13 protein-coding genes are annotated in these 17,575 nt (G+C 72.1%); 11 read left to right on the top strand and 2 right to left on the bottom strand.

Features of this window, described 5'->3' with window-relative positions:
- Nucleotides 1-74: 74 nt before the first annotated feature.
- On the top strand, nt 75-3,752 hold the full coding sequence (locus AQJ54_RS36765) for a glycosyltransferase (protein WP_107121214.1): 3,678 nt from the start codon (nt 75-77) through the stop codon (nt 3,750-3,752).
- The gene (locus AQJ54_RS36760; RefSeq protein WP_062245127.1) at nt 3,749-5,266 is read left to right on the top strand and encodes a DUF5719 family protein; all 1,518 of its coding nucleotides are present in this window, start codon (nt 3,749-3,751) and stop codon (nt 5,264-5,266) included. The genes AQJ54_RS36765 and AQJ54_RS36760 overlap by 4 nt, the downstream gene beginning before the upstream one ends.
- A 121-nt stretch (nt 5,267-5,387) precedes the next feature.
- Here AQJ54_RS36760 and AQJ54_RS36755 read toward each other — a convergent pair whose 3' ends face one another.
- Nucleotides 5,388-5,837, bottom strand: coding sequence for a metallopeptidase family protein (locus tag AQJ54_RS36755; RefSeq protein WP_078616737.1), 450 nt, complete (start codon nt 5,835-5,837; stop codon nt 5,388-5,390).
- Nucleotides 5,838-6,202: 365 nt separating this feature from the next.
- Here AQJ54_RS36755 and AQJ54_RS36750 point away from each other — a divergent pair, with 365 nt between their 5' ends.
- From AQJ54_RS36750 to AQJ54_RS36720, 8 genes are all read left to right on the top strand, one after another.
- A complete protein-coding gene (locus tag AQJ54_RS36750) occupies nt 6,203-6,577 on the top strand; it encodes a DUF3499 domain-containing protein (protein ID WP_020137945.1) in 375 nt (124 codons plus the stop codon).
- Between the two features lie 201 nt (nt 6,578-6,778).
- Entirely contained in the window at nt 6,779-8,143 is a 1,365-nt protein-coding gene (locus AQJ54_RS36745) for a phosphomannomutase/phosphoglucomutase (protein WP_062245124.1), read from the top strand.
- A gap of 352 nt (nt 8,144-8,495) precedes the next feature.
- Entirely contained in the window at nt 8,496-8,666 is a 171-nt protein-coding gene (locus AQJ54_RS44215) for a Trm112 family protein (RefSeq protein WP_007382472.1), read from the top strand.
- Nucleotides 8,667-8,918: 252 nt separating this feature from the next.
- On the top strand, nt 8,919-10,046 hold the full coding sequence (locus AQJ54_RS36740; RefSeq protein ID WP_062029813.1) for an SIS domain-containing protein: 1,128 nt from the start codon (nt 8,919-8,921) through the stop codon (nt 10,044-10,046).
- Nucleotides 10,047-10,091: 45 nt separating this feature from the next.
- Complete coding sequence (gene manA, locus AQJ54_RS36735) at nt 10,092-11,243, top strand: mannose-6-phosphate isomerase, class I (protein ID WP_062245122.1); 1,152 nt, start codon at nt 10,092-10,094, stop codon at nt 11,241-11,243.
- A gap of 131 nt (nt 11,244-11,374) precedes the next feature.
- Complete coding sequence (locus tag AQJ54_RS36730) at nt 11,375-12,358, top strand: cation diffusion facilitator family transporter (protein ID WP_062245120.1); 984 nt, start codon at nt 11,375-11,377, stop codon at nt 12,356-12,358.
- Between the two features lie 531 nt (nt 12,359-12,889).
- On the top strand, nt 12,890-14,347 hold the full coding sequence (ahcY, locus tag AQJ54_RS36725; protein WP_062029808.1) for an adenosylhomocysteinase: 1,458 nt from the start codon (nt 12,890-12,892) through the stop codon (nt 14,345-14,347).
- A 155-nt stretch (nt 14,348-14,502) separates the two neighbouring features.
- Entirely contained in the window at nt 14,503-15,132 is a 630-nt protein-coding gene (locus tag AQJ54_RS36720) for a hypothetical protein (protein WP_062245118.1), read from the top strand.
- A gap of 38 nt (nt 15,133-15,170) precedes the next feature.
- Here the strand turns inward: AQJ54_RS36720 and AQJ54_RS36715 are convergent, their stop codons facing one another.
- Nucleotides 15,171-16,193 carry an RDD family protein gene (locus tag AQJ54_RS36715; RefSeq protein ID WP_062245116.1) on the bottom strand — a complete coding sequence of 341 codons (1,023 nt, stop codon included), beginning with the start codon at nt 16,191-16,193 and terminating at the stop codon, nt 15,171-15,173.
- Nucleotides 16,194-16,322: 129 nt separating this feature from the next.
- On the opposite strand from AQJ54_RS36715, the gene AQJ54_RS36710 reads away from it, so the two are divergent.
- Nucleotides 16,323-17,330: a stage II sporulation protein M gene (locus tag AQJ54_RS36710; RefSeq protein ID WP_062245113.1), complete on the top strand. Its 1,008-nt coding sequence runs from the start codon at nt 16,323-16,325 to the stop codon at nt 17,328-17,330.
- The last annotated feature ends 245 nt before the right edge of the window (nt 17,331-17,575 follow it).

Here is a 17,575-nt window from a genome sequence, read left to right as displayed (position 1 = left end):
GTCCGAGACGCCTCACCGCCCCCTCCAGAGCACAGGCGTCCACCGCAGTCCAGCGAACCGGGGCCCGTACCTCGATGTCCGTGCACAGCCACACGGCAGCCCAAGACCACGCTGCCACTCCTGAGTTCCCGCGCCACGTGGTGACCGCGGTGCTCGTCTCCCACGACGGCGCCCGCTGGCTGCCCGACGCGCTCGCCGGGCTGCTCGGCCAGGAGCGCCCCGTGCAGTTCGCGCTGGCCGCCGACACCGGCAGCGCGGACGACTCCGCCCAGCTGGTCACCGACGCCCTCGGCGCCGACCGGGTCCTGCACCTCGCCCGGCGCACCGGCTTCGGCCAGGCCGTCGAGGAGGCGCACCGCTCCGCTCCGCTGCTCACCCCGGACGAGCTGCCGTACCTGAAGCGGCCCAGCGGCTGGGACCCGGTCACGCGCACGTGGCGCGACGACGCCTACGACATGCCGGAACTGCCGCACGGCGAACCGGTCCAGTGGCTGTGGCTGCTGCACGACGACTGCGCCCCCGAACCCGATGCCCTGGCCCAGCTGTTGCGCGTCGTGGACAACGAACTGGAACTCGGCCGGGACGACGTCGCCGTCGTGGGCCCCAAGCTCCGCGGCTGGTACGACAAGCGGCAGCTTCTCGAGGTCGGCGTTTCCATCGCGCACTCCGGCCGCCGTTGGACCGGTCTGGACCGCCGTGAACAGGACCAGGGCCAGCACGACCACGTCCGGCCCGTGCTGTCGGTGTCCACCGCCGGCATGCTGATCCGCCGCGACGTCTACGAACAGCTCGGCGGCTTCGACCGGCAACTGCCCCTCATGCGTGACGACGTCGACCTGTGCTGGCGCGCCCAGGCCGCCGGCCACCGCGTCCTCATCGCCCCCGAGGCCGTCGTCCGGCACGCCGAGGCCGCCTCCCGCGAGCGCCGCACCGTCGACTGCGCGGGCCGCACCAGCGCCTCCCCGCACAAGGTCGACAAGGCCGGCGCCGTCTACACCCTGCTCGTCAACACCCGTACGGCCATGCTGCCCTGGGTGCTGGTGCGCCTGGTCCTCGGCACCCTGCTGCGGACCGTCGCCTACCTCGTCGGCAAGGTCCCCGGACAGGCCGTCGACGAGATCCGGGGTCTGCTCGGCACCCTGCTGCGGCCCGAGCGGATCATCGCCGGACGCGGCAGGCGCGGCAAGCCGGTCGTCGACAAGGACGAACTCAGACAGCTGTTCCCGCCGCCCGGCGCGACCGTGCGGGCCACCGTGGAACAGGTCGCCGGCAACTTCTTCGGCGGCTCCGACGCCGACGCCCCCAACGCCGGCCGGCACGGCGGCGGCATCGAATCCGGGCCCGGCGGCGACGACGCGGACTTCCTGGAGATCGAGCAGTTCGCCCGCCTCAAGCGCATCGCCCGCAACCCCGGCCCGATGCTCTTCCTGGGACTGCTGCTGGTCGCCCTCGTCGCCTGCCGCAACCTCCTGGGCGGCGGCGCGCTCGCGGGCGGCGCCCTGCTGCCCGCCCCGGCCGACGCGAGCGAGCTTTGGTCGCGCTACACGGACGCCTGGCACGCGGTCGGCGCCGGCGGCACCCCGTCCGCGCCGCCGTACCTGGCGATCATCGCAGCGCTGTCCTCCGCGCTGTTCGGCTCGACCGGCCTCGCGCTGACGGTCCTGCTGGTCTGCTCGGTGCCGCTGGCCGGCTTCACGGCGTACTTCGCCTCCCGCCCGCTCGTCGAGTCCCGCCTGCTGCGCGCGTGGGCGGCCGTCGTCTACGCCTTCCTGCCCGCCGCCACCGGCGCCCTCGCCGGCGGCCGCGTCGGCACCTCCGTCCTCGCCGTCCTGCTGCCGCTCCTCGCGCGCGCGGGCGTCGCCGCCGGCGGCCTCACGAAGAGCGCGGGCACGCGCGGCAGTTGGCGCGCCACCTGGGCGTTCGCGCTGCTGCTCACCGTCACCACCGCCTTCACCCCGATCATCTGGCCGATCGCCCTGCTCCTCGGCCTCGGCCTGCTGGTCGTGCGCCGCACCGACATCACCGCCTACGGACTGCGCTTCCTCGCCCAGTTCGGCGTGCCCCTGCTGGTCCTCGCGCCCTGGTCGCTGACGCTGCTCCCGTTCGGCTTCTTCCAGCAGGCAGGCCTGGAGTACGGCTCCTCGGCCGCCTCCGCCCTCGACCTGCTCGGCGCGAGCCCCGGCGGCCCGGGCACCGTCGACGGGCTGATGCTCATCGGCATCGTGCTGGCCGCGCTCGCCGCCCTGCTGCGCTCCGAGCGGCAGTTCGGCATCTGGACCGCCTGGGCGGTGGCCCTGGTCGGACTCGTCTTCGCCGTCCTGTCCAACGACTCGACCTGGGCCGGACCCGCCACCCTCGTCTACGGCCTCGCCCTGCTGGCGGCCGCCGCGCTCGGCGCCGACGGGGCACGCTCGCGCGTGGCCGAGCAGAGCTTCGGCTGGCGCCAGCCCGTCGCCGCGCTCATCGCCTTCGCCTCCGCCGCGGGGCCCCTGCTGGTCGCCGCCGGCTGGATGATCGGCGGCGCCGACGGACCCCTGGAGCGCCGCGACCCCACCCAGGTGCCCGCGTTCGTCGCCGAGGAGAGCGGCACTCGCGACCAGGCCCGCACCCTCGTCCTCGACAGCGACTCCGCCGCCCACGTCGGCTACATGCTGGTGCGTGGCTCCGGCGCCCGTCTCGGTGACGGCGAACTCGCCGCGGCCGACGGCGAGAACAGCACCCTCGACAAGGTCGTCGCCAACCTCGTCGCCGGCTCCGGCGCCGACCAGGCGAACCAGCTCGGCGGCTTCGCCGTGCGCTACGTCCTCGTCCACAAGGGCGCCCCCCGCGAGGTCACACGCGTGCTGGACGCCACACCGGGTCTGACCCGGCTCAGCCAGCAGGACGGCAGCGGCCTGTGGCGGGTCGACCAGGAGGTCGCGCGCGCGACCATCGCCGCCAAGTCCGGATCGGGCACCGCGCTGCCGGTCGCGGCCGGCCCGGTCGACATCCACACCACGATCCCGTCCGGAGCCGACGGCCGGATCCTGCGCCTCGCCGACACCGCCGCCGAGGGCTGGACGGCCACCCTGGACGGCGAACCGCTCACCCCGACCACCGTCGACGGCTGGGCCCAGGGATTCGAACTCCCCGCCTCCGGCGGCAGACTGGACGTCACCTACGACGCCCCCTTCACCCACACCCTGTGGCTGTGGATCCAGGGCGCGCTCGCCGTCGTCCTCGTGGTGATGGCCCTCCCCGGCCGCCGCCGTGACGTCGACGACGACCTCCCCGAGGAGCCGCCGGTCCCGGCCGAGGCCGTCGCGGGCGAGGGCCGCCGCGCCCGCCGCCTGCGCGCCCAGGCCGAGGCCGAGGCCGAGGCCGAGGAGAGCCCCGGGACCGAGGACTTCCCGCCGCCCCCGCAGCAGGCCCCGGCCGCCGTCCCGCAGCAGCAGTCCTACGGCGACTGGGACGCCCCGAGCTACGCGAACGCCGAGTACGACCCGTACGCCGCCGACCAGTACCAGGGCACCGCCCAGCAGTACCCGGCGGGCGGCTACGACCAGCAGCCGTACCAGGCGGACCCGTACCAGGGCGGCCAGTACGACCCGTACGCCTACGGCGGGCAGCCCCAGCAGGCGCCGTACGACCAGACCTACGGCGGCCAGTACGACCAGCAGCAGTACGAGCAGGGCTACGACCCGGCGTACGACCCGGCACAGCAGCACCCGGGTGCCCATGGCAGTGAGCGCCCCGACGGGAGTCAGCAGTGAACCGCACCACCCTGTCCCTCCTCGCCGGCACCGCCGCGCTCGCCGCCGTCACCGGGTTCGCCACGCTCAGCTCACCTCAGGCCGCCACCACCGCGGGGACGGCCGCCGAGCTGCCCGTGGAGCGCACCAGCCTGCTCTGCCCGGAGCCCAGCACCTCCGAGGTAGCGGAGACGTCGTACACCTCGTTCACGCCCGTCACCAAGAACACGGGTGATGACGGCAAGGCCGAACTCAAGGCGGCCGCCGAGGAGTCGGACGGCCAGGACCAGAGTCAGAGCAAGAACAAGGGCAAGGACAAGAGCAAGGGCAAGAAGAAGGCCGCCAAGCCGGTCCTCACACCCAAGGAGCCCGGCACGCCCGTCACCGGAGACACCTCCGGCGGGGACGCGCCCGCACTGGTCGGCACCGCCGAGGGGAAGTTCGCGCCCGGCTGGACCGTCCAGGAGACCACCGAGGTCGCCGCGGGCGCCGGCCGCGGACTCCAGGGCGTCAACTGCTCCGCTCCCGACACCGAGTTCTGGTTCCCGGGCGCCAGCACGGCCGCCGACCGCACCGACTACGTGCACCTGACCAACCCCGACGACTCCGCCGCCGTCGTCGACATCGAGCTCTACGGCAAGGACGGCGCCCTCGACTCCTCCCTGGGCGAGGGCATCACCGTCGCGCCGCACTCCAGCGACCCGATCCTGCTGTCCACGCTCACCGAGGAGAAGCAGGAGGACCTCACGGTCCATGTGAACGTCCGCAGCGGACGCGTCGGCGCGGCCGTGCAGGCCCTGGACGACAAGCTCGGCGGCGACTGGCTGGCCGCGTCCACGGACCCGTCCGGCAGCCTGGTGCTGCCCGGCATCCCCAAGGACGCCACCGCCGTGCGCCTGGTCGCCTACACGCCCAGCGACTCCGACGCGGACCTGAAGGTGCGGCTCGCCTCGCCGTCCGGCCTGATCACCCCGGCGGGCAACGAGACGCTGCACGTGAAGGGCGGCATGACGACGGCCGTCGACCTCGGTGACGTCACGCGCGGGGAGGCCGGTTCGCTGGTCCTGACCCCCACCGACGACTCCGTGCCGGTGGTCGCCGCGCTGCGGGTCGTCCGCGGCAAGGGCGCGAACCAGGAGACGGCGTTCATCCCGGCCACGCGTCCGGTCGGCACGCGCGCGACCGTCGCCGACAACAGCGCCAAGGGCAGCACCCTCTCCCTGACCGCCCCCACCCGGACCGCCACGGTCAAGGTCACGGCCTCGGCGGGCAGCGAGGGCGGCGAGGCCGTCTCGAAGACGTTCACGATCAAGGCGGGCACCACGCAGAACGTCGAGGCGCCCACCCCGACCGGCCTCAAGGGCACCTTCGCCCTCACGGTGGAGCACGTCTCGGGAGGCCCCGTCTACGGCGCCCGCACCCTGGCGGCCACGGAGGACGGCGTCCCCGGCTTCACGATCCAGACCCTCCCGGACGACCGGGGCATGGTGGCCGTACCGGAGGCGGACGAGGACCTGTCGGTGCTCCAGAAGTAGCGGAGGCGGTCCGCGCGCGGTGCGGAGGAGCGGCGGTGGCGGCCCGCGCGCGGTGCAGTGCTCGCGGTGGCGGGGATCCACGCGCGGTTCAGTGCTCGCCGTAGCGGGGTCCGCGCGCGGTTCAGTCCTCGCCGTAGCGCGGATCCACCGTCTCCGGAGTGAGCCCCAGCAGCTCGGCCACCTGCTCCACGACCACCTCGTGCACCAGCGCCGCCCGCTCGTCCCGCCCCTTGGTGCGGATCTCCACCGGCCGCCGGTAGACGACCACGCGCGCGGGGCGTCCCTCGCGCGCGGGGATCGTGCCGCCCAGCGGCACCGCCTCGTCGTTCCAGGCCTGCCCGGGCCCGTCCAGCCGGGGCACCTCCAGGACCAGGAAGTCGATCTCGGCGAGCTGCGGCCACCGCCGCTCCAGGCGCTCCACGGAGTCCTGCACCAGGTCCGCGAACACGTCGGCACGACTGGCGGCGAGCGGCACCTGAGGCGGGGCGATCGGACCGCGCATGCCGCGTCCGTGGCGATCACGGCGGCGGGGCCCGGGGCCGGTGGCGCGGGGCGGTACGGGGTTGTCCATCACTGGTGAAGCGTAATCCTCGCCGCACTCCCGCGCCCGACCCCCACGCGGCACCCGGCCACTCCGGGGCACGGTCCGAAACGACGTACGGGCGTCTCGTACGACCTGTCGGCAGTTGACCATTCAAGCCAAGGTTGGGCTCGATTCCGTATCTCTCCGAGACCGTCGATCTCAAGGCAATTGACATGGTTTGTGCCAACTTGTGACCGGAGCAAGGTGTGTTCGGCTCCTCGAAAACGGGTGTCCGTGCAGGTCACGGCGGTGTGAGCGGAGTGGCCTGTGGGGCGTTTCACAGCACGACACGGTGGAGTGACCTGGGGGAGAGTCGTCGCGGCCCGCTCAAGAGTGCGGTACCGTCCAACGCTGTGAGCCCTGTACGTCGCTGTTCGCGCACCGCTTGCGGCCGTCCCGCCGTCGCGACGCTGACGTACGTCTACGCCGACTCGACCGCGGTCCTCGGCCCGCTCGCCACCTACGCCGAACCCCACTGCTACGACCTGTGCGCCGAGCACTCCGAGCGCCTCACCGCCCCGCGCGGCTGGGAGGTCGTCCGGCTTCTCGACGGCTCGGCCCCGGCTCGCCCCAGTGGCGACGACCTGGAAGCGCTTGCCAACGCCGTGCGTGAGGCGGCCCGTCCGCAGGAGCGCGCCGCCGAGGCGGGCGGCGGGGCCCGCCGGGCCGACCCGATGGAGGTCGCGCGCCGCGGCCATCTGCGGATTCTGCGCTCGCCGGACAACTGACCCTCGCTCCGCGCGTGATCACGCGCGTCCGGATCACCGTGCCGCGCAACTCACCCACATCGTGGCCGCGTTGATCCGCTCCCTGTCCTGAAGGCGTCGCCCGAGGTCACGGTCGGGAGTACCAGTGAGGTCCCGCACAGCCCGCTGTCAGTGGCTACGGGTAGTTTGTGCCGACCGACACAACTTCCAGGAAGGTTGGCCGTGGCCGCTGATCTGTCACAGCTCGTTAAGGCGTACGACGTGCGCGGTGTCGTCCCGGACCAGTGGGACGAGACGCTTGCCGAGCTCTTCGGTGCCGCCTTCGTCCAGGTGACCGGCGCGACCGCCCTGGTGACCGGCCACGACATGCGGCCGTCCTCCCCGGGTCTGTCGCGGGCCTTCGCGCGCGGAGCGGCCGCCCGCGGCGTGGACGTCACCGAGATCGGCCTGTGCTCGACCGACCAGCTGTACTACGCCTCCGGCGCGCTGGGCCTGCCGGGCGCCATGTTCACGGCCTCCCACAACCCGGCGCAGTACAACGGCATCAAGATGTGCCGTGCGGGCGCGGCCCCGGTCGGCCAGGACACCGGCCTCGCCGAGATCCGCGAACTCGTCGAGCGCTGGAGCGAGGAGGGCGCCCCCGAGGTGACCGCGTCGACGGGCACCATCACTGCGCGGGACACGCTGGAGGACTACGCGGCGCACCTCCGCTCGCTCGTCGACCTGACCGCCATCCGCCCGCTCAAGGTCGCCGTGGACGCGGGCAACGGCATGGGCGGCCACACCGTCCCGACCGTCTTCGCGGGCCTGCCCCTGGACGTCGTCCCGATGTACTTCGAGCTGGACGGCACCTTCCCCAACCACGAGGCCAACCCCCTCGACCCCGCCAACATCGTCGACCTCCAGAGGCGGGTCCGCGAGGAGGGCGCCGACCTCGGCATCGCCTTCGACGGCGACGCCGACCGCTGCTTCGTCGTCGACGAGCGCGGAAACCCCGTCTCCCCGTCCGCGATCACCGCCCTGGTCGCCGCGCGCGAACTGGCCAGGAACGGCGGCAAGGGCGTGATCATCCACAACCTGATCACGTCCTGGTCCGTCCCCGAGGTCGTCGAGGAGCACGGCGGCACCCCGGTACGCACCCGCGTGGGCCACTCCTTCATCAAGGCCGAGATGGCGCGCTCCGGCGCGATCTTCGGCGGCGAGCACTCCGCCCACTACTACTTCAAGGACTTCTGGAACGCCGACACCGGCATGCTGGCGGCCCTGCACGTCCTTGCGGCCCTCGGCGGCCAGGAGGGCCCCCTGTCGTCCCTGGTGGCCCAGTACGACCGCTACACCGGCTCGGGCGAGATCAACTCCACGGTCGCCGACCAGGCAGGCCGCCTCGCGGCCGTCAGGGCGGCCTACGAGAACCAGGAGGGCGTCCGGCTCGACGAACTCGACGGCCTCACCGTCGCGACCGCCGACTGGTGGTTCAACGTCCGCCCCTCCAACACCGAACCCCTGCTCCGCCTGAACGCGGAGGCGAGGGACGAGGCGACCATGGCGAAGGTGCGGGACGAGGTGCTGGCGATCATCAGAGCCTGAAATCGCCAGGGCCTGAATCCCAGCCCCTCCGGCGCTCGCGAAATCCGGCCCTCCGGCCCTCGCGAAATCCGGCCCTCCCGGCGTTCGCGCCAATCTGGCCCTTCCGGCGTTCGCGAAATCCAGCCCCTCCGGCGTTTGAGGAGCGGGGGTCCGGGGGCGGAGCCCCTGGAGGCGGGGTCGAAGGGGCGGCAGCCCCTGGGGATGGGACGGGTAGGGGCGGCGGGGGCGAAAAAATCCCCCCGGCACCTCCCCGTACCGACCTCGCCCCAACCCCGGCACCCCCCTCCCCCCGGCGGTACCCTGACCAGGCACATCCGCACAAGCAGCCGTACCGCCCCCGAAGGGAACCCCCATGCCGCTCGAAGCCGGCCTCCTGGAGATCCTCGCCTGCCCGGCCTGCCACGCCCCCCTCAAGGAGCAGGACACCGAGCTGATCTGCACCGGTCAGGACTGCGGCCTCGCGTACCCGGTCCGCGACGGCATCCCCGTCCTCCTCGTCGACGAGGCCCGTCGCCCCGCGTGAGCACACCGCGCGGGCGGGTCACCGCAGGAGACACGGCACGCGCACGGCCGTAGGGGATACGGCACCCTCACCGCCGTAGGACACACAGCGCACCCACCGCCGTAAGCGACAACGACACAGCGACCACCGGCGTCCCGGACCCGCGAGCGCCCCGGCTCCCCAGGCCCGGGCACCCCAGGCCCCGGCTCCCCAGGACCCGGCGAAGCGACCACCCGGCGTCCCGGAGACCCGGCGATCGGAGGCTGCCGCCCCATGCTCGACGAATCGCTGCTAGACACCCCCGAGGCCCTCTCGGAGGCCGACCGCCGAGGTCTGCTCCGCGGTGCCGCCGAGGCAGGCGCCCGCGTCCGCACCGCCGCCCGGCACGCCGCCGAGGCAGGGGTGAACGACCTCAAGCCCGACGGACGCCCCCGCGCGGTCCTCATCGCGGGCCCCGGCGCCGCCGCCACCCACGTCGCCGACCTCCTCGGCACCCTCGCCGGCGCCGGCAGCCCGGTCACCCGCCTCGCCCCGACCGGCGTCGCCCCCGCCGCGGGCGCCCTGCGCTGGGAACTCCCCGGTTGGGCGGGCTCGGTCGACCTGCTCCTGATCGCCACCCCCGACGGCACCGAGCCGGGCCTGTCGCTCCTCGCCGACCAGGCCTACCGGCGCGGCTGCACGGTCGTCGCCGTGGCCCCCGCCCGCGCCCCCCTCACCGAGGCGGTCGAGGGCGCCCACGGTCTGTTCGTGCCCATGGCGACCGCCCCGTACGAGCAGGACACCCCGCTCGCCGCCTCCGCCCCGGGCGTCCTGTGGGCCCTGCTCACCCCGCTCCTCGCGATCCTCGACCGCACCGGCCTGCTCTCCGCCCCGCCCGACGCCCTCGCGAAGATCGCCGACCGTCTCGACCACATCGCCGAGCGCTGCGGCCCCGCCATCGCGACCTACAGCAACCCCGCCAAGACCCTCGCCGCCGAACTCGCCGACTCCCTCCCGGTCATCTGGACCGAGGGCACCTCCGCGGGCCCCGCGGGCCGACGCTTCGCCGCCGCCCTCGCCGAACTCGCCGGCCGCCCGGCCCTCGTCTCCGAACTGCCGGAGGCCCTCGCCGCGCACAGCACGCTGCTCGCCGGACCGCTGGCCGCCAGCGCCGACCCCGACGACTTCTTCCGCGACCGCGTCGAGGAACCTCCCGCGCTCCACGCGCGCGTGGTGCTGCTGCGGGACCGTCCGATCGGCGGCCTCAGCGCCGCGCCGTCCGCCCGCGACCTGGCCCTGAGCCACGACACGCCCATCAGCGAGCTGGAGCCGGAGGCCGGCGGCGAGATCGAGACCCTCGCGGAACTGATCGCCGTCACGGATTTCGCCGCCGTTTACCTGGCGCTCGCCTCGGGGGCCTGATGTTGCCCAGGACGCCCTGACCGCCGTACGTACAGAAAGAGTTCGATGGACCGCCTCGACAACACCATCCGGCCCTACGCCTGGGGTTCCCCCACCGCCATCCCTGAACTCCTCGGCCTGGAGCCGACCGGTGAACCCCAGGCGGAGATGTGGATGGGCGCCCACCCCGGCGCGCCCTCGCGCACCGACCGGGGCACGCTCGTCGAGGTCATCGACGCTGACCCCGCGCGCGAGCTGGGCGAGGCGGCCGTAGCCAAGTTCGGCCCCCGCCTGCCCTTCCTCCTCAAGATCCTCGCCGCGGGCGCCCCGCTCTCCCTCCAGGTGCACCCCGACCTGGCCCAGGCGAAAGAGGGTTACGAGGACGAGGAGCGCCGGGGCATCCCCGTGGACGCGGGCCACCGCAACTACAAGGACGCCAACCACAAGCCCGAACTGATCTGCGCCCTCACCGAGTTCGACGGCCTGTGCGGATTCCGCGAACCCGCGCGTGCGGCCGAGCTGTTGGAGGCGCTGGGCGTCGACTCCCTCAAGCCGTACGTCGACCTCCTGCACGCCCACCCGGAGGAGGCGGCCCTGCGGGAGGTTCTGACCGCGATCCTCACCGCGGACCGCGAGGAGATGGCCCACACGGTCACCGAGGCCGCGGCCGCCTGCGCCCGCCTCGGCGGCGACCACGCCCCCTACGCCGCCATCGCCCACCACTACCCGGGCGACCCGGGCGTCATCGCCGCGATGCTCCTCAACCACGTCCGGCTCCAGCCCGGCGAGGCCCTGTTCCTCGGCGCGGGCATCCCGCACGCCTACCTGAACGGCCTCGGCGTCGAGATCATGGCCAACTCCGACAACGTCCTGCGCTGCGGCCTGACGCCCAAGCACGTCGACGTCCCCGAACTCCTGCGCATCGTCCGCTTCGAGGCCGCCGACCCGGGTGTGCTCCGCCCCGAGGCGTCCCCCGACGGCGAAGAGGTCTACGAGACCCCCATCGACGAGTTCCGGTTGTCCCGGTACGTCCTTCCCGAGGGCGCCGCCCCCCACGACCTCACCCGTTCGACGCCGCAGATCCTGCTCTGCACGGCAGGTTCCGTGCGAGCCGGGGAACACGAACTGCGCCCTGGTCGGTCGGTCTTCGTCCCGGCGGGCGAGAAGGCCGAGGTGTCCGGCACGGGCACGGTCTTCCGCGCCACCGTGATCGTGTGACGGTATGACTGGGGCTGTGGACACCTGAGACGTCCGTGCCGGGCGAGGCTGCAAGAATGGCCCACCGGCAAAGGACGGGCAAAGGCCTGGACGGCGTAGCGGTACTTGAGGCGAAGGGACAACGCGAGCAGATGAGCGCGTCAGGCGGAACCAGGGCGATCGTGGCGGCACTCGGCGCCAACCTCGCGATCGCGGCATCGAAGTTCGTGGCGTTCGCGTTCAGCGGCTCGTCCTCGATGCTCGCCGAGGGCGTGCACTCGCTCGCCGACTCCGGCAACCAGTTCCTGCTGCTCCTCGGCGGCAAGAAGGCCCAGCGCGAGGCCACCCCGCAACACCCCTTCGGCTACGGCCGCGAGCGCTACATCTACGCCTTCCTGGTCTCCATCGTGCTCTTCTCCGTCGGTGGCATGTTCGCCATCTACGAGGGCTACGAGAAGATCAAGCACCCGCACGAGATCGAGCACTGGTACTGGCCGGTCGGCGTCCTCGTCTTCGCGATCATCGCCGAGGGCTTCTCCTTCCGCACCGCCATCAAGGAGTCCAACCCGCTGCGCGGCGACCTCTCCTGGAAGGAGTTCGTCCGCCGCGCCAAGGCTCCCGAACTCCCGGTCGTTCTTCTGGAGGACTTCGGCGCGCTCGTCGGTCTTGTCCTGGCCCTCGGGGGCGTAGGCCTCGCCCTGCTCACCGGCGACGGCGTCTGGGACGGCATCGGCACCCTGTGCATCGGCATCCTGCTCATCCTGATCGCCCTCGTCCTCGCCGCCGAGACCAAGTCCCTGCTGCTCGGCGAGTCCGCGGGCATCGAGGCGGTCCAGAAGATCGAGACCGCGATCGTCGACGGCGACACCGTCACCGGCATCATCCACATGCGCACGCTCCACCTCGGCCCCGAGGAACTGCTCATCGCCGCCAAGATCGCCGTCCAGCACGACGACACGGCCGCCGAGGTCGCCTCCGCGATCAACGCCGCCGAGGCCCGTATCCGCGAGGCCGTCCCGATCGCCCGCGTCATCTACCTCGAACCGGACATCTACAGCGAGAAGGAAGCCGCCAAGGGCGCCGACCGCGAGGCGACCCCCGGCGGCCCGGCCCAGCACCCGACCCCCGGCCACTGAGGATCCGAGGGCCCGAGGGGCCGCGACCGTACGGTGACGGGGCTCACCGAGTGCCCGGTGGTCAGCGTCGTCAGCGTCGTCAGCGGAACATTTTCAGCCCCGCGAGATCGATCTGATGTGTGCTGATCTCCTCGCATCCCCCCAGGCCCGCCCGGACCGCCCGACGCGCAGAAGTGCCGCATGGCCTGCGCCGTTGCCGCCTGTTCCCCTCCTCGTAGGACTGCTGCCACCACCCCGGGGCACCCTGCCCTGAACGACCGACGGCCTCCCTCGCCGCAGCCCCTGATCGGCCTGATGTGTTCGGAGGCGGACTGGGGTCCCCCGCCCGACCGGTGTAGCTTGGGACGGAGCCAGACGTCGCTGCTGATGGCGGTCGGGCGGTCCCACCGCGGACCGACCGAGGGAGAGAGGGCCTCCGACGGACTGCGCTGCGCGCACCGGGCATGCCTGTGTCCTCTTCGGGCACCCCCGTGTCCGCCGCCGCGCAGACCAGCCGTACCCACCTCGCCCCAACCCCGAGGAGCAGCTCGAATGACGACTGTCGAAAACCGACAGGACTTCAAGGTCGCCGACCTCTCCCTGGCCGCCTTCGGCCGCAAGGAGATCACCCTCGCCGAGCACGAGATGCCCGGCCTGATGGCGATCCGCAAGGAGTACGCCGAGGCGCAGCCGCTCGCCGGCGCCCGCGTCACCGGCTCCCTGCACATGACCGTGCAGACCGCCGTCCTCATCGAGACCCTGGTCGCCCTCGGCGCCGAGGTCCGCTGGGCATCCTGCAACATCTTCTCCACCCAGGACCACGCGGCCGCCGCCATCGCCGTCGGCCCGAACGGCACCGTGGACAACCCCCAGGGCGTCCCGGTCTTCGCCTGGAAGGGCGAGACCCTGGAGGAGTACTGGTGGTGCACGGAGCAGGCGCTGACCTGGCCGAACACCCCCACCGGCGGCCCGAACATGATCCTGGACGACGGCGGTGACGCCACCCTCCTCGTCCACAAGGGCGTCGAGTACGAGAAGGCCGGCGAGGTCCCCTCGGTCGACACCGCCGAGAACGAGGAGCACCGGGTCATCCTGGAGCTCCTCCACCGCACCATCAGCAACGGCTCCCAGAAGTGGACCCAGCTCGCCTCGGAGATCCGCGGCGTGACCGAGGAGACCACGACCGGCGTCCACCGCCTGTACGAGATGCAGCGCGACGGCGTCCTGCTGTTCCCGGCGATCAACGTGAACGACGCCGTCACCAAGTCGAAGTTCGACAACAAGTACGGCTGCCGCCACTCCCTGATCGACGGCATCAACCGCGCCACCGACGTCCTCATCGGCGGCAAGACCGCCGTCGTCTGCGGCTACGGCGACGTGGGCAAGGGCTGTGCGGAGTCCCTGCGCGGCCAGGGCGCCCGGGTCATCGTCACTGAGATCGACCCGATCTGCGCGCTCCAGGCGGCGATGGACGGCTACCAGGTCACGACGCTGGACGAGGTCATCGACAAGGCCGACATCTTCGTCACCACGACCGGCAACAAGGACATCATCATGGCCTCGGACATGGCCAAGATGAAGCACCAGGCGATCGTCGGCAACATCGGCCACTTCGACAACGAGATCGACATGGCCGGCCTCGCCAAGATCCCCGGCATCGTCAAGGACGAGGTCAAGCCGCAGGTCCACACCTGGACTTTCCCCGACGGCAAGGTGATCATCGTCCTGTCCGAGGGCCGCCTGCTGAACCTGGGCAACGCCACCGGCCACCCGTCGTTCGTGATGTCCAACTCCTTCGCGGACCAGACCCTGGCCCAGATCGAGCTGTTCACCAAGCCGTCCGAGTACCCGACCGACGTCTACGTGCTGCCCAAGCACCTCGACGAGAAGGTCGCCCGTCTCCACCTGGACTCCCTGGGCGTGAAGCTGACGCAGCTGCGCCCGGAGCAGGCCGCCTACATCGGCGTCGAGGTCGACGGCCCGTACAAGTCGGACCACTACCGCTACTGAGCCGCAGGGCACAGCCGTTGATCACGGCAGCGCTCCCGTACACGGCCCAGCAGTAGTTCCTCAGAGGCAGGCCCCCGCACCCCCGTGTCGGGGGCCTGCCCCTTTGGTCTCGTGGCCCTCGTACCTCGGTCAGCCCGTCAGAACCCAGGACCCCCATGCCTCGCGGCCGCTATTCGCTCCAGGATCCGCACGATCACACCCCCCTCGCGGAAGAACACTTCCAGTGCGCCCCCGGCCCGTCCGGCTGGCGCTACGTCTCTCAACTGACCAACCCCGAAGGTGGTCACAGCGGTTCGGTCGACCTCACTCTCGACGACCTCGGCCGCCCCATCCGCCTCGAACTCCACGCCGCGAGCTGGCAGGTGCGCGGTGCCGCGCTCGACGGTGTCACCTGGGTCCGCACGGACCCCACCGGGACCCACGCCACGGAAGGCAATGTCGCCGCCCACGCCTTCACCGGCACGTCCCCCGCGTTCGTCGTCGCCACCACCCGTCTCCTGCGCCTCACCCCCTCTTCCTCAGCAACGCGCGTACGCCTCGTGGCCTTCACGGATCCCGTCCTCGCCCCGCGCACCGTGGACCAGTCCTGGACCTTGCTGAGAAGAGAAGCACACCCCACTGACAACGGCCCCCTGACCGTGGAGGAATACCAGGTCACAGCCCTGGACACCGGTGAACAGCACACCGTGCACATCGCGGGGGACGTGGTCCTCGCGGCCCCCGGGATCGAGCTGGAGGACCTTGAATCCCCGCCGTCCGCCTTCCCCGATCCACCGCTCGACTGAACCGACTCCGGCCCTAGTCGGCCACGGATGGCAGGAAGTCACGCAGGCGGTACGAACCCGGATGCCGGCCTGCCCTCCGGCGGTACGGCGGGCCGGGAGGCCTCGGACGGGTCACCGGCTGTCCGGGGAACGCCGGGATCCCCCGCGCCGGGAGTCGCTGCGCTGCCGTACGCGACCGGTGGTTGGGGAGAAGGCGCGGCCGCGGGTTGCCCGCCCGGATACGGATAGCCCCCTGGCACCCCGGCCACAGGTCCGTACCCCGCGACAGGTGACGGTGCCGATGCATGCGCCGCCTGTGCTGGCCCCGGCGTACCGCCGCCGAAGGCCCTCCGGACCTCCCGCGCCTGCCGCTCCTGCACGACCGCCGCGAGATACGCGCCCGGCGGCACCCCTTGCGGCGCCGGAGCCCCGGTACTCGCCGCCAGCTCGGACGCCAGCCGGGCCGCCATGGCCAGGCCGACCTGTTGGTCCAGCTGGTGCATCCGCGTCAGGTACTGACGGATGGCAAGCCACAGACCGTCGGGGACCGCCGACAGATCGAGTTCCGTGAACCGCCCGGCCAGCCAGGGCGGAGGCGGCGGTACGAAACCGCTGGGCGCGACGGGAATCCGCTCCCGAACGACCAGCGTCCCCGCGAACACGTCACCCAGCCGCCGCCCCCGCGCCGAGACGAGCGAGGCGGTACAGGCGACGACCCCGAACGTCATCACGATCTCGACGACCCCGATCGCACCCCGCACGAGGGCATGCCGGAACCGGATCGGCCCACCGTCGTCCCGCACCACACGAAGCCCTACGGCGAGCTTCCCCAAGGACCGGCCGTGGCTCAGCGTCTCGACCGCGATCGGCCCGCCCACCAGCACGAGCAGAAACGCGGCGATCGAGATCGCGACCTGAGCCGCGTCGTCCAGAGAGGCGGAAGCGGCCACCAGAGCGACGGTCACGGCGAGGTACACAGCCATGGCCAGAGCCAGATCGATCAGCACGGCCAACGCCCTGCTGGGCAGCCTCGCAGGGCGCAGTTCCAGCGCCACCGCCTCGCCCGTCACCAGCTCACTCACGCCCGCCGCCCTTCCCCTGCACTGCCTCTCGGACGGCCAGTCTGCCAAGCTGAGGGCGCATCGCGCCGCAGTACGACAAGCTGACTCTCACGACGGCAGCCGACGATCAGCCGAGGAGCTGGCAGACCGATGGACCTCGACGTCTTCGTCACCGCCCACCGAGCCGAGTGGGACCGCCTCGACGCCCTGCTGGGGCGCCGACGCCGCCTCACCGGCGCTGAGGCGGACGAACTCGTCGCCCTCTACCAACGCACCGCCACCCACCTCTCCCTGATCCAGTCCAGTGCCCCTGACCCCCAGCTCACGGGTCGACTCAGCCAGCTCGTGGCACGCGCGCGTAGTGCCGTCACAGGAACCCGCCGCGCCTCCTGGCGCGACGTCACGCGCTTCCTCGCCTACGGCTTCCCCGCCGCCGTCTACCGCTCCCGCCGCTGGTGGGTGCCCACCGCCCTGCTCTCCACGGTCGTCGCAGCCCTGCTGGGCTGGTGGATCGGCACCCACCCCGAGGTCCAGTCCTCCATAGGGGCCCCCAGCGAACTGCGTGAGCTCACCCGCCCCGGCGGCCAGTACGAGACCTACTACTCCAGCCACCCCGCGGCCTCCTTCGCCGCCCAGGTGTGGACGAACAACGCGCAGGCCGCCGCCATGTGCCTGGTCCTCGGCGTCTTCCTGGGCCTTCCGGTCCTGTGGATCCTCTTCCAGAACATGCTCAACCTCGGGGTCGGCATCGGCCTGATGTCCTCGGCCGGCCGCCTGGACACCTTCCTCGGCCTCGTACTCCCGCACGGACTCCTGGAGCTCACCGCGGTCTTCGTCGCCGCCGGCACAGGACTGCGCCTGGGCTGGACCCTGATAGACCCGGGCCCGCGTTCCAGACGCACCGCACTGGCGGAGGAGGGCCGAGCCGCCGTGGGCATGGCGATAGGCCTCGCCTTGGTCCTCTTTGTCTCGGGCGCCATCGAGGGCTTCGTAACCCCCTCTGGCCTGCCCACTTGGGCCCGCATCACCATAGGGGTGGTCGCCGAGCTGGCCTTCCTCGCCTACGTCTTCGTCCTGGGCGGACGAGCCGCGCGTGCCGGTGACACCGGAGACGTCGAGGCGGCCGAGCGCAGCGCCGTGGTGCCCACAGCCGCCTGATGTGCAGGCGACCCTGGTGAGCTGCTACTGTCTCCTTCGCCCCACAGGAGCCGTTGACACGGACCATGCGGGGAGGTAGATTCGAACAGTTGCCTGGAGCCGGGTTCATCCCGCTCGGCAGCAGTGAGTATCTACCTGCTTCTGGAAATCTCGATTTCGCAGGAGCGCCTTCCCGATAAATCGGAAACAGATGGCCGGTCAGTCCGGCCCGAAACTTCTGATAATGTTGGGACCGCCGGAAAGAG

It is taken from the genome of Streptomyces griseorubiginosus (genome assembly GCF_001514195.1).
GTDB classification, from domain to species: domain Bacteria; phylum Actinomycetota; class Actinomycetes; order Streptomycetales; family Streptomycetaceae; genus Streptomyces; species Streptomyces griseorubiginosus.
This window is presented reverse-complemented; position numbering and strand designations above follow the sequence as displayed.